This is a genomic window from Rhizobium sp. SRDI943, from assembly GCF_057653695.1.
In genome coordinates, this window is the sequence record NZ_CM172787.1 from 3,312,893 (window position 1) to 3,333,532 (window position 20,640).

General features: G+C 61.9%; 19 protein-coding genes. 13 read left to right on the plus strand and 6 right to left on the minus strand.

What is annotated here, in order from left to right; translation table 11 throughout:
• The first annotated feature begins 1 nt into the window (after position 1).
• Positions 2 to 1,315: an NAD-dependent dihydropyrimidine dehydrogenase subunit PreA gene (preA, locus tag AC245Y_RS17020; RefSeq protein WP_012758659.1), complete on the plus strand. Its 1,314-nt coding sequence runs from the start codon at positions 2 to 4 to the stop codon at positions 1,313 to 1,315.
• Between the two features lie 107 nt (positions 1,316 to 1,422).
• On the opposite strand, the gene prfH is transcribed toward preA, so the two are convergent.
• The 3 genes from prfH to ftrA form a co-directional block, all read right to left on the minus strand.
• On the minus strand, positions 1,423 to 2,037 hold the full coding sequence (gene prfH / locus AC245Y_RS17025) for a peptide chain release factor H (RefSeq protein WP_012758660.1): 615 nt from the start codon (positions 2,035 to 2,037) through the stop codon (positions 1,423 to 1,425).
• The gene (locus tag AC245Y_RS17030) at positions 2,024 to 3,214 is read right to left on the minus strand and encodes an RNA ligase RtcB family protein (protein WP_032996693.1); all 1,191 of its coding nucleotides are present in this window, start codon (positions 3,212 to 3,214) and stop codon (positions 2,024 to 2,026) included. Before AC245Y_RS17030 ends, prfH begins: the two co-directional genes overlap by 14 nt.
• A gap of 231 nt (positions 3,215 to 3,445) precedes the next feature.
• On the minus strand, positions 3,446 to 4,447 hold the full coding sequence (gene ftrA, locus AC245Y_RS17035; protein WP_017994951.1) for a transcriptional regulator FtrA: 1,002 nt from the start codon (positions 4,445 to 4,447) through the stop codon (positions 3,446 to 3,448).
• Between the two features lie 69 nt (positions 4,448 to 4,516).
• Between ftrA and AC245Y_RS17040 the strand changes: the two genes are divergently transcribed.
• On the plus strand, positions 4,517 to 4,927 hold the full coding sequence (locus AC245Y_RS17040; protein ID WP_017994952.1) for a rhodanese-like domain-containing protein: 411 nt from the start codon (positions 4,517 to 4,519) through the stop codon (positions 4,925 to 4,927).
• Between the two features lie 57 nt (positions 4,928 to 4,984).
• Here the strand turns inward: AC245Y_RS17040 and AC245Y_RS17045 are convergent, their stop codons facing one another.
• On the minus strand, positions 4,985 to 6,007 hold the full coding sequence (locus tag AC245Y_RS17045; RefSeq protein WP_017994953.1) for a zinc-dependent alcohol dehydrogenase family protein: 1,023 nt from the start codon (positions 6,005 to 6,007) through the stop codon (positions 4,985 to 4,987).
• A 101-nt stretch (positions 6,008 to 6,108) separates the two neighbouring features.
• Here AC245Y_RS17045 and AC245Y_RS17050 point away from each other — a divergent pair, with 101 nt between their 5' ends.
• From AC245Y_RS17050 to AC245Y_RS17060, 3 genes are all read left to right on the plus strand, one after another.
• Positions 6,109 to 7,008 carry a LysR family transcriptional regulator gene (locus AC245Y_RS17050; protein ID WP_017994954.1) on the plus strand — a complete coding sequence of 300 codons (900 nt, stop codon included), beginning with the start codon at positions 6,109 to 6,111 and terminating at the stop codon, positions 7,006 to 7,008.
• Between the two features lie 138 nt (positions 7,009 to 7,146).
• Positions 7,147 to 7,683, plus strand: coding sequence for a biliverdin-producing heme oxygenase (locus tag AC245Y_RS17055; RefSeq protein ID WP_012758666.1), 537 nt, complete (start codon positions 7,147 to 7,149; stop codon positions 7,681 to 7,683).
• Positions 7,680 to 10,247 (plus strand): HWE histidine kinase domain-containing protein, encoded by a 2,568-nt coding sequence (locus tag AC245Y_RS17060; RefSeq protein WP_017994956.1) that lies wholly within the window; start codon positions 7,680 to 7,682, stop codon positions 10,245 to 10,247. Before AC245Y_RS17055 ends, AC245Y_RS17060 begins: the two co-directional genes overlap by 4 nt.
• A 5-nt stretch (positions 10,248 to 10,252) precedes the next feature.
• Here the strand turns inward: AC245Y_RS17060 and AC245Y_RS17065 are convergent, their stop codons facing one another.
• Positions 10,253 to 10,930 carry a TetR family transcriptional regulator C-terminal domain-containing protein gene (locus AC245Y_RS17065; protein WP_012758668.1) on the minus strand — a complete coding sequence of 226 codons (678 nt, stop codon included), beginning with the start codon at positions 10,928 to 10,930 and terminating at the stop codon, positions 10,253 to 10,255.
• A 275-nt stretch (positions 10,931 to 11,205) separates the two neighbouring features.
• On the opposite strand from AC245Y_RS17065, the gene AC245Y_RS17070 reads away from it, so the two are divergent.
• The 3 genes from AC245Y_RS17070 to hydA are packed head-to-tail and all read left to right on the plus strand — an operon-like array spanning position 11,206 to position 14,265.
• The gene (locus tag AC245Y_RS17070; RefSeq protein ID WP_012758669.1) at positions 11,206 to 12,459 is read left to right on the plus strand and encodes a Zn-dependent hydrolase; all 1,254 of its coding nucleotides are present in this window, start codon (positions 11,206 to 11,208) and stop codon (positions 12,457 to 12,459) included.
• Positions 12,456 to 12,800, plus strand: a complete 345-nt coding sequence (locus AC245Y_RS17075) for a barstar family protein (protein WP_012758670.1) — start codon at positions 12,456 to 12,458, stop codon at positions 12,798 to 12,800. Before AC245Y_RS17070 ends, AC245Y_RS17075 begins: the two co-directional genes overlap by 4 nt.
• A 10-nt stretch (positions 12,801 to 12,810) precedes the next feature.
• A complete protein-coding gene (gene hydA, locus AC245Y_RS17080) occupies positions 12,811 to 14,265 on the plus strand; it encodes a dihydropyrimidinase (RefSeq protein WP_026157455.1) in 1,455 nt (484 codons plus the stop codon).
• Positions 14,266 to 14,323: 58 nt separating this feature from the next.
• Here hydA and AC245Y_RS17085 read toward each other — a convergent pair whose 3' ends face one another.
• Positions 14,324 to 14,737 (minus strand): cupin domain-containing protein, encoded by a 414-nt coding sequence (locus AC245Y_RS17085; protein WP_012758672.1) that lies wholly within the window; start codon positions 14,735 to 14,737, stop codon positions 14,324 to 14,326.
• Between the two features lie 94 nt (positions 14,738 to 14,831).
• On the opposite strand from AC245Y_RS17085, the gene AC245Y_RS17090 reads away from it, so the two are divergent.
• From AC245Y_RS17090 to AC245Y_RS17110, 5 genes are all read left to right on the plus strand, one after another.
• Positions 14,832 to 15,608: an ABC transporter ATP-binding protein gene (locus AC245Y_RS17090; protein WP_020397631.1), complete on the plus strand. Its 777-nt coding sequence runs from the start codon at positions 14,832 to 14,834 to the stop codon at positions 15,606 to 15,608.
• Positions 15,609 to 15,849: 241 nt separating this feature from the next.
• Positions 15,850 to 16,779, plus strand: a complete 930-nt coding sequence (locus tag AC245Y_RS17095; protein WP_012758674.1) for an ABC transporter permease — start codon at positions 15,850 to 15,852, stop codon at positions 16,777 to 16,779.
• Positions 16,776 to 17,903: an ABC transporter permease gene (locus AC245Y_RS17100; protein WP_017994960.1), complete on the plus strand. Its 1,128-nt coding sequence runs from the start codon at positions 16,776 to 16,778 to the stop codon at positions 17,901 to 17,903. Before AC245Y_RS17095 ends, AC245Y_RS17100 begins: the two co-directional genes overlap by 4 nt.
• Before the next feature lie 58 nt (positions 17,904 to 17,961).
• Positions 17,962 to 18,933: an ABC transporter substrate-binding protein gene (locus AC245Y_RS17105; RefSeq protein ID WP_003561937.1), complete on the plus strand. Its 972-nt coding sequence runs from the start codon at positions 17,962 to 17,964 to the stop codon at positions 18,931 to 18,933.
• Positions 18,934 to 19,438: 505 nt separating this feature from the next.
• Positions 19,439 to 20,629, plus strand: coding sequence for an efflux RND transporter periplasmic adaptor subunit (locus AC245Y_RS17110; protein WP_012758676.1), 1,191 nt, complete (start codon positions 19,439 to 19,441; stop codon positions 20,627 to 20,629).
• Positions 20,630 to 20,640 lie beyond the last annotated feature (11 nt).

The window sequence follows — 20,640 nt, forward strand, 5'->3', positions numbered from 1 at the left end:
AATGGCTGATCTCCGCAATAATTTCGTCGGCATCAAGTCCCCCAACCCGTTCTGGCTGGCGTCTGCGCCGCCGACCGACAAGGCCTACAATGTCGAGCGCGCCTTCAAGGCCGGCTGGGGCGGCGTGGTCTGGAAGACACTCGGCGAGGAAGGCCCACCCGTCGTCAACGTCAACGGCCCGCGCTACGGTGCGATCTGGGGCGCCGACCGCCGCCTGCTCGGTCTGAACAACATCGAGCTCATCACCGACCGCGACCTCTACACCAACCTGCGAGAGATGAAGCAGGTGAAGATGAACTGGCCGGACCGGGCGCTGATCGCCTCGATCATGGTACCCTGCGAGGAAGAGGCCTGGAAGGCGATCCTGCCCTTGGTCGAAGAGACCGGCGCCGACGGTATCGAGCTCAATTTCGGCTGTCCGCACGGCATGTCGGAGCGCGGCATGGGCTCGGCGGTCGGCCAGGTGCCTGAGTATATCGAGATGGTCGTGCGCTGGTGCAAGCAGTACACCCGCATGCCCGTCATCACCAAGCTGACGCCCAACATTAGCGATATCCGCCGCCCCGCCCGCGCCGCCAAGGCCGGCGGCACCGATGCCGTCTCGCTGATCAACACGATCAATTCGATCGTCTCCGTCGATCTCGACAACTTCGCCCCCAACCCGACGGTCGGCGGCAAGGGCAGCCATGGCGGTTATTGCGGCCCGGCGGTAAAGCCGATCGCGCTCAACATGGTGGCCGAGATCGCCCGCGATCCGGAAACCTACGGCCTGCCGATCTCGGGCATCGGCGGCATCACCACCTGGCGCGACGCGGCCGAATTCCTCGTGCTCGGCTCCGGCAACGTCCAGGTCTGCACGGCGGCGATGACCTACGGCTTCAAGATCGTCCAGGAGATGATCACTGGCCTCTCCGACTGGATGGACGAAAAGGGCCACCGCAGCCTCGACGACATTACCGGCCGCGCCGTGCCCAACGTCACCGACTGGCAATATCTCAACCTCAACTACATCGCCAAGGCGAAGATCGACCAGGACGCCTGCATCAAATGCGGCCGCTGCTACATCGCCTGCGAGGATACCTCGCACCAGGCGATCACCAACTTCGTCGATGGCGCTCGCCATTTCGAGGTGGTGGACGAGGAGTGCGTCGGCTGCAATCTCTGCGTCAGCGTCTGCCCGGTCGAGAACTGCATCACCATGGAGCAGCTTCCCGCCGGCGCCCTCGACAAGCGCACCGGCCGCGTGGTCGATCCGAACTATGCCAACTGGACCACGCACCCGAACAACCCGATGGCCCGGCAGGCGGCGGAGTAAGGATCTGCAACGCCGCGGAAATACGCGGCATGTCGTGACCTGTGAAAACGGCGCCCTTCGCGGAAGGACGCCGTTTGCTGTTTGTGGTCAGTCCATGCGATTGCGGATCACAGCTTGAAACTCTTGACTTCGTTGCCTCTCTCGATGGTTCGGTTGGCGATGAAGCGCCCGGATTTGGCCGCCTCCTGCTTCTCCACTTCGAGATGGCGCAGCATTGCCTCCAGACGCCGGAGCGCCAGGGCCTTGTTGCGATGCTGGGAACGCTCATCGCGCGCGGTCGCGACAAGACCCGTAGGCCGATGCAGGACGCGAACCGCACTGTCGGTCGTATTCTGGTGCTGCCCGCCCGGTCCGCCGGCTCTCAGCGTCTCGAAACGCAGGTCGGCTGGATCAATCGTCACCTCGCCGCCTTCCGGTTTTGTATCGATACGCTGAACCGAGACATACCAGTTCTGCCGTTTGTGACCCGGACGCACCTGGCTCTTGAAGGTAAAACGGATCGTCCCGCAATAGTCATTGGCAATCTGCTCCGCCTCGAAACCATTGAGGCTGACGATTGCCGACTTTGCACCGTGCTGATCCGGCATCGGGCCAAGATTGGTTTCGAAAGAGCACCCGAGCCGTACAGCCTCCCGCTCGAGAATGCCGAGAAGCGCCGCCAGCGCCATGCGGCATTCCACCGGGCCGTTGCCTGCGGTAATGAGAAGATCAATAGCGCTCATGGCCACGTCCTCCTTCCCTGCGATATTCAGGTTTTCGCCGGCGCTGCTCAACTTCCGCTTCATCAACCGCCTTCTTGAAGGTGACAAGCGGCCGAAAGCTGGCAAGCCTCACGACCAGGCTCTCATTTTCCAGATCGGTCACCACCTGCCCGGCATCCTTGTATGCGGATGCCGCCTCCTCGACGACAAGGGAGCGATCGTCGCAGATGGCGATACCGCCCCAGGAATTGCGCAACAGCTGTTCTCGTTCGGAGCGATTGCGGCCGACACGCCCGTGCATGGTGGCGCGGTCATATTTGCGACCGGCCCCGTGAGAGATGCCATCCAGCGAACGGGCAACGCCAGCGCTCGGACGAACCACATAACTGAGGCTCGCTCGAGATCCCGCAATCGGCGCAAGTTTGCCCGATACGACCGCTGCCGCACCCTTGTAGTGCACAAACCCACGATCGGACGGGCGAATGAGATTGTGCGGCACGTCGGCGATGAGACGCAGATCGACATGAAGCGCTGCGGCCGCCCGTTCTGCGATCAGTCGTCGGTTCAACGATGCCCAGGCAACGCACTGGTCATGGCGCATAAGCCAGGCGGTGCCGGCCTCAGAACCGGAAGCAAGACCGGCTGCGAGCCCCGAATGAGCGGCCACCATCTCCGAGAATATGGTGGCACCAAGAGAGCGCGAACCGGAATGAACCAGCAGATAGAGCCCCTGATCATCGAGTCCCTCGGCAGATCCGCCTTCGGCGAGATCCTCCACAGCCTGCAACTCGCAGAAATGATTGCCGCCGCCGATCGTGCCAAGCGCACCGGGTGTCAGATCGGTGGACAGACCTGCCTCCGCGAGAAGTTCCGCGGCATCTCCGATCGCCTGCGTTTCAAACCGGCGAAGCCGTTCCGCCGCCCTGTCGATCTTCAGTTTGCGCAACGGAAGATCCAGGCCGAAGAGCGACATGCCGCAACCGATATCATTGCCGATCAACAGCGGGTGCAGCCGGGACGACAACAATGCCACGCCAGTCGCACCATATTTTCCGGGGTGCAGATCTGGAAAGGCGGCGATTTCCATAACACCCGGCAGGCGGGACATTTCGTCAAGTTGGTCTAAAGCGGCGCCTTCGATCCAGGCGCTACCGGAAAAGAAACGATTGATGACCGCCGGATGTGCCGACGACGTCATCGGGGAGCTTTCGCTCCCAATGAAATTGCCCATGATAATGAACCTGGATATGAGTGGTCTTTCATCGCCAAAACGGCGATGTTCAACCGGCATTCATCGGCCCGTCGGCCGAGTTAAGCCGAAACCCTCTCGGGGCGTGCTGAGATATTCGTCATCGTGGCGCTCCCTTTCCAGAAACATCGAGAGCGCCCACTTAGGTGAAATGGCAAGGAAATGCAAGCATGGGATGCTCTAACCGCCGAATGACTTCCGATAGGCATTGGGGCTCGTCCCCAGTCGCCTGCGGAAATGATGCCGCATCGTCGCCAGTGTTCCAAAGCCGCTGGCGGCGGCGATGTCATCGAGCGAAACAGCAAGTTCCTTCTCCAGCAGATCGCGGGCATGCCGCAGCCGCTCCTTCAACAGCCATTCGCCGACGCTGAGGCCCGTCGTCGCTTCGAAGCGCCGCTGAAAGGTGCGCATGCTCATGCCCGCTCTTTTCGCAAGCAGGCTGATCGGCTGCTCCTCGGAAAGGCTTTCGCGCATCCATTCGATCAGCGGCCCCAAGCGGATGCCCTCGCGTTCCTCGGGAACCGGCGCGTGAATGAACTGCGCCTGTCCGCCTTCGCGGTGCGGCGGCACGACGAGGCGTCTTGCCACGCTGTTTGCAGCTTCCGAACCGAAATCGCCGCGCACTACATGCAGGCAGAGATCGATGCCGGCCGCACTGCCCGCCGCCGTCAGCAGGCTGCCCTCGTCCATGTAGAGAACGTCGGCATCGAGCGTGATGTCGGGATAGCGCGCGGCGATCGAGGCGACATAACGCCAATGCGTCGTCGCCCTGCGGTTCGTTAGCAGACCCGACCCGGCAAGAACGGCAACGCCCGAGCAAAGCGACATGATCCGCGCGCCGCGTTCATGCGCTGCCTTGAGCGCTGAAACCAGCGGCTCGGGAACGGCGGCATCGATCGACCGCCAGCCGGGCACGACGATCAGGTCCGCTTCGTCAAGCACTTCCAGTCCCTTGTCGACTGCGACCGTCAGCCCTCCCGCAGCGCGAAGCGGACCCGGTTCGATGCCGCAGACCGAGAAGCGATACCAGCCTTCGCCCATCTCCGGGCGTGGCAGGCCGAAGACCTCGTAGGCGATGCCGAATTCGAAGGTGCAGAGCCCATCATAGGCAAGCGCGGCGACCAGCGGTCCTTTGCTCTGCTGCGGCGATGAGTTTGGCATGATCTTTACGCTGTCGGTCATGTTGGCCAATTTCGCACAGCTTTAGCATCGGCGATACCAGGCGGCAACTTCAGAAAAAAGGAAAGACCGATGCCAAGTCCCGTTTCCCAAATACCTGCTGCGGCTCCGGATGCCGCTGCCGCTCACTTTGCCGCTAAGCTCGCTTTCGAAACCGATTGCTCGGACGTGCATGCCACCTTTGTGGCCGGCAAAGTCGATTTCGTTCTCCTCGACGTGCGCTCGCCGCAGCTCTTCGCAGAGTCCCATATTCCAGGAGCGATCAACCTGCCGCACGGCAAGATGACGGCGCACCGCATGTCGACATGGGCAAGCGATACACTCTTCGTCGTCTATTGCGCTGGCCCGCACTGCAACGGCGCCGACAAGGCTGCCTTCCGCCTCGCCAGTCTCGGCCTCCAGGCCAAGCTGTTGATCGGCGGCATGACCGGCTGGGCCGATGAAGGCTTCGCCTTCGAGCAGGGCGTCCCCGCTGCCGCCTGAACGGCCCCCGTCTCCCCCTTAGAATTATACTGCGGGGAGACGGGAAATTCGCCGCCGTCAGAACTCGACGACCACCTTGCCGAAGGGCCCGCGATAGAGATGATCGAGCGCCTCAGGGAATTCGTCGAAGGCATAACGCTTGTCGATCACAGGCTTCAGCCCGGTCTGGTCGATTGCCCGCACGAGGTCTTCCAGCGCACGGCGATGGCCGACGGATATGCCCTGCACAACCGGCGCCTTGAGCAGCAGCGGGCCGGCCGGGCCGGAAACCTCGAACCCTTCGAACACGCCGATCACGGAAATGCGGCCATTGATCGCCACCGCCTTCAGCGCCTGGCCGAGATGCGGGCCGCCGACAATCTCGAGCACGTGATCGGCGCCATAGCCGCCGGTCAACTGATAGAGTTGCTCCACCCAGTCACCCTCATGGCGGTTGATCGCGTGATCGGCGCCGAGAGCAATGGCGCGCTCGAGCTTCTCGGTGCTGCCTGATGTGATGAAGACCTCCGCGCCATGCGCCTTGGCGATCTGCAGACCGAAGAGCGCCACGCCGCCGGTGCCTTGCACCAGCACCTTGTCGCCGGCCTTCAGACCGCCGCGTTCGATCAGGGCGAACCAGGCAGTCAGCCCGGCACAGGGCAAGGTGCTCGCCTGCGCCGCATCGAGCGTATCAGGCGCGCGTGAATACCACTCCTCGGAAAGCACGGTGTATTGGGAGAGGACGCCGGGATAAAAGCCACCGCGCGTCTTGTAAGGTGGCGTGCGCGCATCGCCCAAGCCGCGTCCGTCGATCCAGTCGGGAGAAAAGGTCGAGATGACACGATCGCCCGGCTTGAAACGGCTGACCTCGGGTCCGACTGCCTCGACGACCCCCGCCATATCGGAAGCAGGCACGAAGGGAAATTGCAGCGGCAACCCCATGCCGCTCTCCAGCACCAGCCGGTCGCGGAAATTGAGCGAGACGGCTTCCGTCCGGACCAGAACCCTGTTTCCCGAAACCGGTTCGAGCCTCCGCTCGCCGATCGTCAGCTGGCGCTCCGGTCCAACCGCGTCGATCTGCCATTGCCGTGTCGGCTGCATTGTCTTGCTCCTTGTTCATTGCAGGGAGGACAAGGATATCGTTGAATATTTCGCACCAGTTGCGATATTAATTCTCCAGAATGGTTCCAAAGAGGAAACAAATGGAACGGCTGAAGGGTATCTCGATCTTTGTCGAAGCCGTCGAGGCAGGTGGCTTTTCGGCTGCCGCCGAGCGGCTCCATCTCACGCGTTCGGCGGTCGGCAAGACGATCGCACGTCTGGAGCAGCGTCTCGGCGTGCGCCTCTTCAACCGCACGACACGCATGCAGAGCCTTACCGAGGAAGGCCGCTTCTTCTACGAGCGCTGCCTGCGGGCGGTCGAGGAAATCCGCCTCGGGGAAGCCATGCTGGAATCCGGCCGGCGTGACGTGCGCGGCCGGCTGCGCATCTCGATGCCCGTGCTTTTCGGCCGCCACTGCATCGCGCCGACCCTGGCACGCCTGCTCGATGAACATCCGAACCTCGAACTCGACCTTTCCTTCAACGACCGTATCGTCGACCTGCTCGAAGACGGCTTCGATCTTGTCATTCGCAACGGGCCGTTGAAGGACAATCCGGATCTGATGGCCCGCGCGATCGCCCGCCAGCGAATGACCGTCTGCGCATCGCCCGCCTATCTGGAAAAACATGGCGCGCCGCAGACAGTCTTCGATATTCCCCAGCATGAAGGCATCGTCTACAGGCGGGGCGATGACGACAAGGGTTGGATCTTTCCGACCGCAGCCGATCCCGGACGGCGGCTGGTGCCAAAGGCGCGACTACGGCTCGACGACCTCGCTTCGATTTCCGATGCGGCCGTCGCTGGGCGCGGTCTTGCCTGGCTGCCATGCTGGCTGGTCCGCGAGGAGGTGCTGGCAGGCCGGCTCATTCAGGTATTGAAGCAGGAACCGGCCAATGTCTTCGATGCCCATGCCGTGTGGCTGCGCTCCCCGGTCATGCTGCCGAAGGTGCGGCTCGCGATCGATACGCTCGCCGCCAGACTGCCGGCAATGATGGGCTGAAGCGCTCGCCGCGCCTGCGAGCGACGAGAAACCCATGTTATTCTTCGGCTTTCTCTGGAAATAACGCGATACCGCAGTATATCCGCTCATTCACCGTCCGTTGTGGGCGGCCGCCATATCACTCGGAAAAACGCCAGCATGTCACTTCGCAGCGCCCTCCGCGCACAAACTGCAGATTGCCACACCGCGGTGGACACTCTCTTCGGCAGTTTCGACCTCTCACGCATCCAGGATTACAAGGCTTTCTTGCGCGCGCATGCCCGGGTCGTACCATCAGTCGAACATGCGCTTGAGAATGGAGGAATCGGCCGTCTGCTGCCGGACTGGCCGGAACGAAGGCGGGCGCATCTATTGGCTGCCGACATCCGGGAACTCGATGATCGATTGCCGGTGCTGCTGCCGCAACCGGTATTGCGCTGCGAAGCAGCGGTCTGGGGCGCCGCCTATGTCCTTGAAGGCTCCAAGCTCGGCGGCGCGCTGCTCGCCAAGGCCGTGCCCGACCACTTGCCCAGCAGCTATCTGAGCCCGCAGGGCCCGAAGGGCGCCATACGGCTTTTCATGGATCGTCTCGACGCGAGCGAGGTGGACGATCCGGGTGCGGCTGTCGCCGCAGCCCGCGATGTCTTCGATCTCTTCCTCAAAGCGGGGCAAGTCGAATTGGAAGCCGTCCCATGAACGGCACGCACGAACCGGTCGATCTCACCAATTGCGACCGTGAGCCGATCCACCAGCTCGGCTCCGTCCAGCCCTTCGGCTTTCTATTGGCCGCATCCTCAGACTGGATTGTCATGCGCGCCTCCGCAAATCTGGCGGAGTTTATCGGAGTGACAGAGGCCAACGCGATCGGCCGTCCTGTTCTCTCTCTGATTACACCCGAAGCACTCCACACAATCCGCAACAAGCTTACCACGTTGCGCGGTTCGGACGTCGTCGAGCGCATTTTCGGCATTGCTCTGACGTCCGATCAAAACAGGTTCGACCTTGCCGTGCACCTGAACGGAGGTCAGGTCATCATCGAAGGCGAGCGCTGCCAGGAAGACAGGCACGACGCCGCGTCACTCTCGATGCGCAGCATGATGTCCCGCCTCGATCACACGGAAACACTGGAAGCTTTCTTCCGTGAGGGTGCAAGACAAGCGCGGGCGCTTACCGGTTTCGATCGGGTCATGGTCTATCGTTTCGACGAAAGCGGTTCCGGCGAAGTCGTGGCGGAAGCCGCCCGGGCCGGCATCGGATCGTTCCTCGGGCTGCACTATCCGGCTTCCGACATTCCGGTACAGGCGCGCGCGCTTTATCAGCGCAACCTGTTCCGTATCATTGCTGATGTCGACGCCGTCCCGGTCCCGATCCTGCCGCCGCTCGATGAGCACGGCCGGCCGCTCGACCTCTCCATGTCGGTCTTGCGTTCGGTCTCGCCGATCCACATCGAATATTTGAAAAACATGGGCGTTGGCGCTTCGCTCTCCATATCGATCGTTGTCGACGGTAGGCTCTGGGGCCTGTTTGCCTGCCATCACTACGGCCCGCGTCTGCCTTCGGCCCAAAGCCGCTCCACTGCCGAACTCTTCGGCCAGATGTTTGCGTCGCGCCTTGAAAGCCGCGAACGGCGACTGGCTCTCGACTACGAGACCAAGGCGCGCCGCATTGCCGACCGGCTTCTCACCTCCGTCGCAGACAATGCGAGCCTGCTCGACGATCCGGCCTGGCTGATCGAGGCGCTCGCCGACGCCATTCCTGCCGACGGGATCGGCGTCTGGATCAACGGCCGGCTGGCACTTGCCGGTAACGGGCCGAATGAGAGAGGCTTCGCAGCCCTCGTCCGCCACCTCAACCGCAACGCCGCCGGCCGCATCTATGCCGTGGACAGGCTCGCGGAAACCTATCTGGATCTTGAGGTCGACGATGCTGTAGCAGGCATGCTCGCCATTCCGATCTCGCGTTCGCCGCGCGATTATGTGGTGCTTTTCCGTCAGGAATTGGTGCGCACAGTTCGCTGGGGCGGCGATCCGTACAAGCCGGTGGAATACGGTCCGAATGGCCCGCGGCTGACGCCGCGCAAGAGTTTCGAAGCCTGGTCGGAACTGGTGCGCGGCCGCTCCCTCCCCTTCACCGAGGCCGAGCGCCGTGTCGCCGAAACGATCCGCGTCACATTGATCGAGGTGGTGTTGCGCCTCACCGACGAGGTCAGTATGGCGCGCCAGACGGCAAACGAGCGCCAGGAACTGCTGATTGCCGAGCTGAACCACCGCGTCCGCAACATATTGAGCCTTATCACCGGTATCATCCGGCAGTCGCAGGCAACGTCGGTCGGCCTTGGCGACTACATCCGCCAGCTCGAGGGCCGCATCCAGTCGCTCGCCCGCGCCCATGACCAGATCACCCGCGATCACTGGGCGCCTGCTTCGCTCCGGCAATTGCTGCTGGCAGAGACCGCCGCCTATCTCGGGAAAAATGCGCAACGCATCCAGATGGGCGGCGAGGATGTACTGCTGGAACCGCACGCCTTTTCCACCGCCGCCCTTGTCTTCCACGAGCTGATGACCAACAGCGCCAAATATGGCAGCCTTTCCGGCACCGGCAGCGGCACGGTCCAACTTGGCTGGCACCGCGACGACGAGGGCAATCTGCGCATTGGCTGGCGCGAAAAGCATGGTCCGCCCGTCATCGAACCCACCCGCCATGGCTTCGGTTCGACGATCATCCGCCGCTCGATCCCCTATGACCTCGGCGGCAAGGCGGAGGTCCGCTACCTCAGGGATGGGCTCGAGGCCGATTTCTGCATTCCGGCGCGACATGTCGTCGGCCCGACCAGCGAACGGTCAAATCCGGTTCCGATCGGAGCAACCGAACCCAAGACCAATCCCGACGATCAACCGCTTTCCGGCCTGAACGTGCTGCTGGTGGAAAACAATCTGATCATCGCCATGGATGGGGAGGATATCCTGCGCCGCCTGGGCGCCGACGTCGCAACGGCACCAAGTGTCACTGAGGCGATGGAAATCCTGGCCGGCCAGTCCTTCGATCTGGCGCTTCTCGATGTCAATCTTGGCGATGAGACGAGTTTCGGGATTGCCGACCGGCTGGCAGTTGATGGCGTGCCCTTCGTTTTTGCCACGGGGTATGGGGAAGGCATCGCCCAGGCAAACAGCCACTCGGATGCACCCGTGCTGCAGAAGCCTTATACGATGGAAGGCGTGACGGATATTCTTGCCCGGGTACAGCTTCGCAGGAGCGGGTAAAACCCTCACCCTCCGAGAGGATCCGGTCGCAGCCCGCCGATGAAGAGCTGTTCCAGAAACCGCGCCGCATCCTCGAAACGCCCTTCGCCCGAATGTTCCTGCCCCAGCACCGCGCGCACCTGGACGTCGAAATCCGCGTAATGCTGCGTCGTCGACCAGATGGAGAAGATCAGGTGATAGGGATCGCATTTGACGATCTTGCCTGACTTCGCCCAGGTGCGGATGACCTCCGCCTTCTCGTCGACCAATTCCTTCAGCGGTCCCTTCAGCTCGTCCTCGATATGCGGCGCGCCCTGCAGCACCTCGTTGGCGAAAAGCCGGCTCTCGCGGGGAAAATCGCGTGCCATCTCCAGCTTGCGGCGGATGTAGCTGCGGATTTCCGCCTCCGGATTGCCTTCGGCGTCGAAGGCCCGCAGCGGCTCCAGCCAGGTGTAGAGCACCCGGTCGATCAGCGCCCGGTGCATGGCTTCCTTGGTGCGGAAATAATAGAGCAGGTTGGGTTTCGACATGCCGGCCACTTCGGCAATCTGGTCGATGGTCGAACCGCGAAAGCCGCTTGCCGAAAACACATCGAGCGCGGCTTCCAGGATCTGCTCTTCCTTCTCTTCCTGGATTCGCGTCCGCCTCAGGGTTTTCGCTGCTCTCGGTATGGTCACAGGCTGTCGTTTCCCCTTGAAATTCAACTTCTTCGCTCAAGTTTTGGTTGGGGACGACCCTCGCCGCTTCCTTGAGCAACTACCCGCATTTTTATCGGCGATTTTCGTGATTTTCGTCTTGAGCCCGGCGGTGGAAGTTGTAATGTTTACCAATCGGTCAAATTATCCGTCAGATGTAAAACAAAGGCAACTGGCGATTTTCCGGCGCTCGACAAAACCAATAAGGGGGCGCAGGAACGGACCACGGGAACAGGCAGGCATGCCCCTTGCATGACTGCCGCAAACAGGTGAGGGCATACAAAATGGTGGCAGCACCAGGCGAGAACATGCGCGTCAATGGCGACCGTCTCTGGGACAGTCTCATGGACATGGCGAAGATCGGCCCCGGCATAGCAGGCGGCAACAATCGCCAGACGCTGACGGATGCCGATGCGCAAGGGCGCAGCCTCTTCAAGACATGGTGCGACGATGCCGGTTTGACCATGGGCGTCGACCGCATGGGCACGATGTTCGCCACCCGCCCCGGCACCGATCCCGATGCCTTGCCCGTCTATGTCGGCTCACATCTCGACACCCAGCCGACCGGCGGCAAATATGACGGTGTGCTCGGCGTACTTGCGGCTCTCGAAGTCGTGCGCACCATGAACGATCTCGGCATCAAGACCAAACATCCGATCGTCGTGACCAATTGGACGAATGAGGAAGGCGCGCGTTTTGCCCCCGCCATGCTGGCGTCAGGCGTCTTCGCCGGCGTGCACAGCCTGGACTTTGCCTATAATCGCAGGGACCCCGAGGGCAATTTATTCGGCGACGAATTGAAGCGTATCGGTTGGGTCGGCGACGAAGAGGTCGGCGCCCGCAAGATGCACGCCTATTTCGAATATCACATCGAGCAGGGACCGATCCTCGAAGCCGAGGAAAAGCAGATCGGCGTCGTCACCCATTGCCAGGGCCTCTGGTGGCTGGAATTCACGCTGATCGGCAAGGAAGCCCATACCGGCTCGACGCCGATGAACCTGCGTGTCAATGCCGGCCTTGCCATGGCCCGCATCCTGGAAATGGTCCAGGGCGTGGCGATGGGCGAACAGCCGGGCGCCGTCGGCGGCGTCGGACAGGTGTTCTTCTCGCCGAATTCCCGCAACGTCCTGCCGGGCAAGGTGGTATTCACCGTCGACATCCGCTCGCCCGACAAGGAGAAGCTCGACCGTATGCGGGCAAAGATCGAGGCGAAGGCGCCTGAGATCACCGACGCACTCGGCGTCGGCTGTTCCATCGAGGCGATCGGCCACTTCGAGCCGATCACCTTCGATCCGGAACTGGTCACGTCGGTGCGCGATGCCGCCGAGCGACTCGGCTACAGCCACATGAACATCATCTCCGGCGCCGGCCACGACGCCTGCTGGGCCGCCAAGGTCGCACCGGCAACGATGGTCATGTGCCCCTGCGTCGGCGGGCTCTCGCACAATGAGGCGGAAGAGATCTCCAAGGAATGGGCGATGGCGGGAGCCGATGTGCTATTTCATGCCGTGGTGGAAACGGCGGAGATCGTGGTGTGAGCGCAACCGAAGCGGTGGTCGTCATGGATGGCACTCGACTGGTCGGGCATGATAAATTTCATGACAGCTTCGCCGAGACGTTCGGCTTTCCTGACTTCTACGGTCGCAACATGGACGCCTGGATCGACTGTATGAGCTGTCTCGACGACCCCGATGCTGGGATGTCGAAACTGACCATCGAGCCAGGAAAAGCTCTGACCGTTCGGATCAACAACTATCTGCATTTCAAGGATGCAGCGCCGCAACAGTGGGTCGACCTGATGGAATGCGCAGCGTTCGTGAATTGGCGCCGCACTGAAAAGGGCCGCGGCGCAGTCCTGGCTTTAGCGTTTTACGATTGAGGATATGATCATGACCACAGTCATCAAGAATGGCACCATCGTCACCGCCGACCTGACCTATAAGGCTGACGTGAAAATCGACGGCGGCAAGATCATCGAGATTGGTCCGAACCTCTCGGGCGACGAGACGCTGGATGCGACCGGCTGTTATGTAATGCCCGGCGGTATCGATCCGCACACCCACCTCGAAATGCCCTTCATGGGTACTTATTCCTCCGACGATTTCGAAAGCGGCACGCGCGCCGCCCTTTCCGGCGGCACGACGATGGTGGTCGATTTCGCTCTGCCCGCCCCCGGCCAGTCGCTGCTCGAGGCGCTGACCATGTGGGACAACAAATCGACTCGCGCCAACTGCGATTATTCCTTCCACATGGCGGTCACCTGGTGGAGCGAGCAGGTCTTCAAGGAGATGGAGACCATCGTCCGCGACAAGGGCATCAACACCTTCAAGCACTTCATGGCCTACAAGGGCGCGCTGATGGTCGACGATGACGAGATGTTCGCCTCGTTCCAGCGCTGCGCCGAACTCGGCGCCCTGCCGCTGGTGCACGCTGAAAACGGCGACGTCGTCGCCTCGATGTCGTCAAAGCTGCTGGCCGAGGGCAATAACGGCCCCGAGGCGCATGCCTATTCCCGGCCCGCCGAAGTGGAAGGTGAGGCCACCAACCGCGCCATCATGATCGCCGACATGGCCGGCTGCCCGGTCTATATCGTCCATACCTCCTGCGAACAGGCGCACGAGGCGATCCGCCGCGCCCGCGCCAAAGGCATGCGTGTCTATGGCGAACCACTGATCCAGCACCTGACGCTCGACGAGAGCGAATATTCAAATCCCGACTGGGATCATGCCGCCCGCCGGGTGATGTCGCCGCCCTTCCGCAACAAGCAGCATCAGGATTCACTCTGGGCAGGCCTTGCCTCCGGCTCGCTGCAGGTGGTCGCCACCGACCATTGCGCCTTCACCACGGCGCAGAAGCGTTTCGGCGTCGGTGATTTCACCAAGATCCCGAACGGCACCGGCGGCCTCGAAGACCGCATGCCGATGCTCTGGACGCATGGCGTCAACACCGGCCGGCTGACGATGAACGAATTCGTCGCCGTCACCTCGACCAACATCGCCAAGATCCTCAACATCTATCCGAAGAAGGGCGCGATCCTTGTCGGCGCCGATGCCGACATCGTCGTCTGGGACCCCAAACGTTCCAAGACCATTTCGTCCAAGGCCCAGCAGTCGGCGATCGACTACAACGTCTTCGAAGGCAAGGAAGTGACCGGCCTGCCGCGCTATACGCTGACGCGCGGCGTCGTCGCGATCGAGGAAGGTGCGATCAAGACCCGCGAGGGTCACGGCGAATTCGTCAGGCGCGAGCCGGTCACGGCTGTCAGCAAGGCGCTTTCCCAGTGGAAGGATATCACTGCACCGCGCAAGGTGACGCGTAGCGGCATTCCGGCAAGCGGCGTATGACGATGGCGTATGACGATACGGCCATCAACCGAGGACCGCTGCCTCTATGCCAATGACCTCACGCCGGCACCAAAGCGTCCAACTCCGGCAGAAGCACGACGCTTTCCTGCTCGTTCGGATCGGTGCGCGCGATGATCGCCGTGCACGGCGTGCTGCTGAGGTTCGCCGGCAGGTGTGGCACACCCGCCGGGATATAGAAAAGTTCGCCGGCATGGACGATGACGTGATGTTCCAGTTCGTCTCCGTACCAGGTATGCGCCTCGCCGGAGAGCATGTAGATCGCCGTCTCGTGCGCCTCGTGCAGATGCGCCTTGGCGCGCACGCCGGGCGGGATCGTCAACAGATGCATGCAGATGCCCTTGGCGCCGACCGTTTCGGCGGCGATGCCTGCGAAATAGCTCAGCCCCTGCTTGCCGTCATAGGCATGATTGGGGCGAACGATATGGCAGGTGGGCTTTGATGTCACGTCCATCCTCATCCTCCATGGAGTGTGTCGTCGATAAAACCGGCGGTAATAATAGCACGCAAACCGCGTTCCCGCGGCGAAAACAAGACTGGTCGCATTGATGCAAGCACCCTCCGTCGTATCCGCCAAGGATCTCTGTCTCACCTACCAGGCCAACGATGGCCCGGTGAGCGCACTGAGCAATGTCAATCTCGATGTCCGCAAGGGCGATTTCGTCTCTTTCATCGGCCCGTCGGGCTGCGGCAAGACCACTTTCCTGCGTGTCATCGCCGATCTCGAGAAGAGCACCTCGGGCGAGATCTCGATTAACGGCATGACACCGGAGGAGGCGCGCAAGGCCCGCGCCTACGGCTATGTCTTCCAGGCGCCGGCGCTCTATCCCTGGCGCACCATCGAAAACAACATCGCCCTGCCCTTGGAGATCATGGGGTATTCCGGCGCTGACCGGACGCGGCGCATCGCCGAAGCGCTCGATCTCGTCAGTCTTTCGGGCTTCGAGAAGAAATTCCCCTGGCAGCTATCCGGCGGCATGCAGCAGCGCGCCTCGATCGCCCGAGCGCTCGCCTTCGACGCCGACCTGCTGCTGATGGACGAGCCCTTCGGCGCCCTGGACGAGATCGTCCGCGACCATCTGAACGAAGAGCTGCTGAAACTCTGGACCCGCACCAACAAGACGATCTGCTTCGTCACTCATTCCATCCCCGAGGCGGTCTACCTCTCGACCAAGATCGTGGTCATGTCTCCACGCCCGGGCCGCGTGACCGATGTGATCGACTCGACCCTGCCGGCCGAACGCCCGCTCGACATCCGCGAAACCCCCGAGTTCCTGGAGATTGCCCACCGCGTCCGCGAAGGGTTGAGGACGGGGCACGCATGAGGAGCGGGAGCGTGCGCCCTGGGGCCACCCCCCTCTGCCCTACCGGGCATCTCCCCCACAAGGGGGGAGATCGATATGCTGCACCGGCTTCCCCAAACAAGGATCGCCGTTCCGTTCGCTGCAGAGCTAACACGGAGCGAGGCGCTACCCTCCTGCCGATCTCCCCCCTTGTGGGGGAGATGCCCGGCAGGGCAGAGGGGGGTGGCTGCGCGTTCGACGCCAACCAATGGGGGCAGTCGCTGTGAAACCCGACACCTTCAAGGACAAGATCGTCCCCGTCACCACAATCCTGCTGGCGCTCGTCGTCATCTGGTATATCGCCGCCATCCTCATGAACGCGCCGTTCCAGCGCGACATGGACGGCCGCGCCGGCGTTACACCTACGACCCTCGAATTCATCGGCAAGACTCTGGCGCAGCCGAAGCCGATCCTGCCGGCGCCGCATCAGGTGGCGCAGAACGTCTACGAGAACACCTTCCTGCGCAGCCTTTCGAGCAATCGCAGCCTCGTCTATCACAGCTGGGTAACGCTCTCCTCCACCCTGCTCGGCTTCGGCTTCGGCATGCTGCTCGGCATCCTTCTCGCCGTGCTGATCGTCCATAACCGCGCCATGGACCGCTCGCTGATGCCGTGGCTGGTGGCGAGCCAGACCATACCGATCCTCGCCATCGCGCCGATGATCGTGATCATCTCCTATAACGTGCTGACCGGCGACAATGCCGTTGCACATCTCCTCAATCTCGATTCCGACGCCTCCCGGCTCGTGTCGAAGGCGCTGATCTCCACCTACCTCTCCTTCTTTCCGGTCGCCGTCGGCATGGTGAAAGGGTTGCGTTCACCTGAGATCATGCATCTCGACCTGATGCGCACCTATTATGCCAGCCCGATGCAGACTTTCTGGAAGCTGCGTGTTCCAGCCTCGATCCCTTTCCTCTTCACCTCGATGAAGGTCGCGATCGCCGCCAGCCTCGTCGGCGCCATCGTCGGCGAGCTGCCGACGGGTGCCGTCGCCGGTATCGGCTCGAAGCTGCTCGCCGGCTCCTATTACAGCCAGACCATCGATATCTGGGCCGCCCTCGTCGCCGGATCGCTGCTGGCGGGCATCCTGGTTGCGATTGTCGGCGTCGCGGCGAAGATCGTCGACCGCGCCATGGGCGGGAGGCCGGCATGAGACATCTGACCTTCTCCTGGCAAGCCATGGTCGCCCTCCTCCTCTGCATCGGGGCACTGACGGCCTTGCCGCTTCTGGGCGAGGGCGCGGCGCGCCCCCTCACTGACGACACGGCAAGCCTCATTTTCATCATCGTCATCGCGGCTGCCCTGCTGTCTCTAGCGCCGCAGCCGCCGGCCTATCGTGCCACCGTGCTGTTTATCGGCGCGCATGGCGCCGCCTGGATGCTGCTTTCCGCTCTTTCCGGCAACGAGGGCACGGCGACGCGGGCTTTCTTCTTGCTGCTCTTCGCCTGCTGGCTGCTTGCCTGGCGATGCGTCACCGAGCTGTCGAAACTGCAGCCCGTCACTACTTCCGGCAAGTCGGCGCTCCAGCTTCTGATTCCGGCGATTTTCGGCGCCTGGATCCTCATTCTCTGGGAGGCGGTCACGCGTGGCGCCGGCGTTCCCTTCATCCTGCTGCCGCCGCCGAGCGCCATCGGCGCGCGGTTCATGGCATCGCTGCCGATCCTCGGCGCGGACGTCAGGCAGACGATCTTCAAGGCAGTGCTGATCGGTTATATCGCCGGCTGCCTCAGTGGCTTCGTCGTAGCGGTGCTGGCCGACCGCATCGCCTTCCTGCGCCGCGGCCTTCTGCCGATCGGCAACATGGTTTCGGCCCTGCCGATCATCGGCGTCGCCCCTGTCATGGTCATGTGGTTCGGCTTCGACTGGCCGTCGAAGGCCGCCGTCGTCATCATCATGACCTTCTTCCCGATGCTGGTGAATACCGTAGCCGGCCTTGCCGCCTCCGGCAGCATGGAGCGTGACCTGATGCGCACCTATGCCTCCGGCTATTGGCAGACGCTGCTGAAGCTCAGGCTTCCGGCGGCAATGCCCTTCATATTCAACGCACTGAAGATCAACTCGACGCTGGCGCTGATTGGTGCCATCGTTGCGGAATTCTTCGGGACGCCGATCGTCGGCATGGGCTTCCGTATCTCCACCGAGATCGGCCGCATGAATGTCGACATGGTCTGGGCGGAAATCGCCGTCGCGGCGCTGGCCGGCTCGATCTTCTATGGCATCATCGCCCTGACCGAACGGGCGGTGACGTTCTGGCATCCGTCTATCCGTGGTGGCTAGGCGCGCACGGGCTCCAGAAACGGGTCCGGGCATAACTTCAGAGGGTAAGGATAAGAAAATGAGAAAGTTGATGGTTGCAATGATGGCGAGCGCGATGTCGCTTGCATCGGCCCATGCGATGGCCGCCGACAAGGTGGTGCTGCAGCTGAAATGGGTCACGCAGAGCCAGTTCGGCGGTTATTACGTCGCCAAGGAAAAGGGCTTCTATAAGGAGGAAGGCCTCGACGTCGACATCAAGCCGGGCGGCCCTGATATCGCCCCCGAGCAGGTGATCGCCGGCGGCGGCGCCGATGTCATCGTAGACTGGATGGGCGGTGCCCTGGTTGCCCGCGAAAAGGGCGTTCCGCTCGTCAACATCGCCCAGCCCTATCAGAAGGCGGGCCTGGAAATGGTCTGCCGCAAGGACGGCCCGATCAAGACCGAAGCCGACTTCAAGGGCCACACGCTCGGCGTCTGGTTCTTCGGCAACGAGTATCCCTTCTTCGCCTGGATGAACAAGCTCGGCCTGTCCACAGAAGGCGGTCCGAACGGCGTCACCGTGTTGAAGCAGAGCTTCGATGTGCAGCCGCTTGTCCAGAAGCAGGCCGACTGCATCTCTGTCATGACCTATAACGAATATTGGCAGGCGATCGATGCCGGCTTCAAGCCGGAAGAACTGACGGTCTTCAACTACACGGAAATGGGCAACGACCTTCTTGAAGACGGCCTCTATGCGATGGAAGACAAGCTGAAAGATCCGGCCTTCAAGGAGAAGATGGTCAAGTTCGTCCGCGCATCGATGAAGGGCTGGAAATATGCCACCGAGAATCCCGACGAAGCCGCCGAGATCGTCATGGATAATGGCGGCCAGGACGACAACCATCAGAAGCGCATGATGGGCGAAGTCGCCAAGCTGGTCGGCGACAGCTCCGGCAAGCTGGACGAGGCGCTCTATGCCCGCACGGCAAAGGCGCTGCTCGACCAGAAGATCATAAGCAAGGAGCCGTCGGGCGCCTGGACGCACGATATCACCGACGCCGCTTCCAAGTAGTTTCGGCAGGATTGCGAAGCGAAACGCGCGGGAGATTTCCGCGCGTTTCGTCATTTTCTGGAGCATGATGGCAAAAACTGTCCGCGGTATTCGGACGACATTCTCTATCTATTTGATTTGGATGCTGATTCAGATTTCCGGTCAGTCGGCCTACATCATCTGCATCCAGCAACCGAAAAAAATGCCTTGCAACTGTCGCATTTTTCGGGCGTCAAACGTCTTAGGGATGAGGCGCGATCAATCTTCGTAATGTTGACATAACCTTGCGGTGATTGATTGACGTCGGAATGGTAATTATTATTGCCTAATGGGGAATTGTTTTCTGCCGGACTTGTAGATCGAGCAAATCGATACCACCTACAAGCCGAATTTGCCGGCGAGGGATGAAGGCGGCAAAGGATCGGCGGATACCTCTGAGAATGCAGGAAGGGCAGTGGCCTGATCGCGCGCTGAGTGGCAGACGCTCGAGTTCGGCCAACCTTATCATAAGATTGGACGAAGACGCATGGTACGCAAGCCGACTGGAATTCTAGGCGCCTCTACTCTTTTTGCAGCGGCACTTGCTGCATCCACCGCATTTTCGCAGGAAGCGCCGGTCGCAAAACCGCAGCAGAACCTGCCGGCGATCGTCGTCACCACTGCGGTGAACCGCACCCTCGTCGACCGTGTCATCGGCACCGGAACGGTCAAGCCCGTCGAAGAAGTCTATATCCAGCCGCAGGTCGAAGGCCTCTCGATCCGCACGCTGAAAGCCGATATCGGCGACAAGGTTCAGGCCGAAAGCACGTTGGCGACGCTCAACGATGACGCAGTGGTCCTGGAAAAGAGCCAGATGATGGCGACGAAGGCCAAGGGCGAGGCAAGCCTCGCCCAGCTGCGCGCCCAGCTCATCGAGGCGCAGGCCAATGCCGAACAGGCAAGGCAGCAGCAGGCCCGCGCCCAGGAAATGGTCAAGAAGGGCACGGTTTCCACCGCCCAGGTCGAACAGGCCGATGCGACCGCCGCCGCAGCCAATGCCCGCGTCGTCTCCGCCGAACAGGCGATCGAGGTCTCCGAAGCGGATCTCAAGGTCTTCGACAGCCAGATCGCCGATGCGGATTTGAAGCTGGCGCGCACCGACGTGAAGACGCCGGTCGCCGGCACGGTCTCGGCGAAGAACGCCAAGGTCGGCGCCATTGCCGCCGGCAACGGCGATCCGCTGTTCACCATCATCCGCGACGGTGATATCGAGCTTGTCGCTGAGGTCGCTGAAAGCGATGTCGTCAGGATCATGGCCGGCCAAAAGGCGACGATTTCGCTTTCCGGCAGCCGTGAGAAGCTTTCCGGCGCCGTACGCCTGGTTTCGCCGACCGTCGATCCGGTCACCCGCCTTGGCCTCGTCCATATCTCCATCGATGATGACAGCAAGGCGCGTTCAGGCATGTATGGCAGCGCCGAGATCACCGTGCGCGAGACTGAAGGCGTAGCGCTTCCCCTGACCGCTGTACTCACCGGCAACGAAGGCTCCTCCGCCCGCAAGGTCGAGGACGGCGTGGTGAAATTCGCCAAGATCGAGACCGGCATCCAGGACGGCGCCTATGTCGAGGTCATCGATGGATTGAAGACCGGCGACGAGGTCGTGGCCAAGGCGGGCGCTTACGTTCGCGACGGCGACCACATCACGCCGGTGCGTGAACAGCCCCCGGCTTCCAACTAAAGAGACCATCC

Coding starts and splice junctions, on each gene's coding strand:
- AC245Y_RS17105 (WP_003561937.1), top strand. CDS start 17,962: ATGAGAAAGTTGATGGTTGCAATGATGGCGAGCGCGATGTCGCTTGCA.
- preA (WP_012758659.1), top strand. CDS start 2: ATGGCTGATCTCCGCAATAATTTCGTCGGCATCAAGTCCCCCAACCCG.
- AC245Y_RS17100 (WP_017994960.1), top strand. CDS start 16,776: ATGAGACATCTGACCTTCTCCTGGCAAGCCATGGTCGCCCTCCTCCTC.
- ftrA (WP_017994951.1), bottom strand. CDS start 4,447: ATGACCGACAGCGTAAAGATCATGCCAAACTCATCGCCGCAGCAGAGC.
- hydA (WP_026157455.1), top strand. CDS start 12,811: ATGACCACAGTCATCAAGAATGGCACCATCGTCACCGCCGACCTGACC.
- AC245Y_RS17045 (WP_017994953.1), bottom strand. CDS start 6,007: ATGCAGCCGACACGGCAATGGCAGATCGACGCGGTTGGACCGGAGCGC.
- AC245Y_RS17060 (WP_017994956.1), top strand. CDS start 7,680: ATGAACGGCACGCACGAACCGGTCGATCTCACCAATTGCGACCGTGAG.
- AC245Y_RS17110 (WP_012758676.1), top strand. CDS start 19,439: ATGGTACGCAAGCCGACTGGAATTCTAGGCGCCTCTACTCTTTTTGCA.
- prfH (WP_012758660.1), bottom strand. CDS start 2,037: ATGAGCGCTATTGATCTTCTCATTACCGCAGGCAACGGCCCGGTGGAA.
- AC245Y_RS17070 (WP_012758669.1), top strand. CDS start 11,206: ATGGTGGCAGCACCAGGCGAGAACATGCGCGTCAATGGCGACCGTCTC.
- AC245Y_RS17090 (WP_020397631.1), top strand. CDS start 14,832: ATGCAAGCACCCTCCGTCGTATCCGCCAAGGATCTCTGTCTCACCTAC.
- AC245Y_RS17030 (WP_032996693.1), bottom strand. CDS start 3,214: ATGACGTCGTCGGCACATCCGGCGGTCATCAATCGTTTCTTTTCCGGT.
- AC245Y_RS17040 (WP_017994952.1), top strand. CDS start 4,517: ATGCCAAGTCCCGTTTCCCAAATACCTGCTGCGGCTCCGGATGCCGCT.
- AC245Y_RS17055 (WP_012758666.1), top strand. CDS start 7,147: ATGTCACTTCGCAGCGCCCTCCGCGCACAAACTGCAGATTGCCACACC.
- AC245Y_RS17050 (WP_017994954.1), top strand. CDS start 6,109: ATGGAACGGCTGAAGGGTATCTCGATCTTTGTCGAAGCCGTCGAGGCA.
- AC245Y_RS17085 (WP_012758672.1), bottom strand. CDS start 14,737: ATGGACGTGACATCAAAGCCCACCTGCCATATCGTTCGCCCCAATCAT.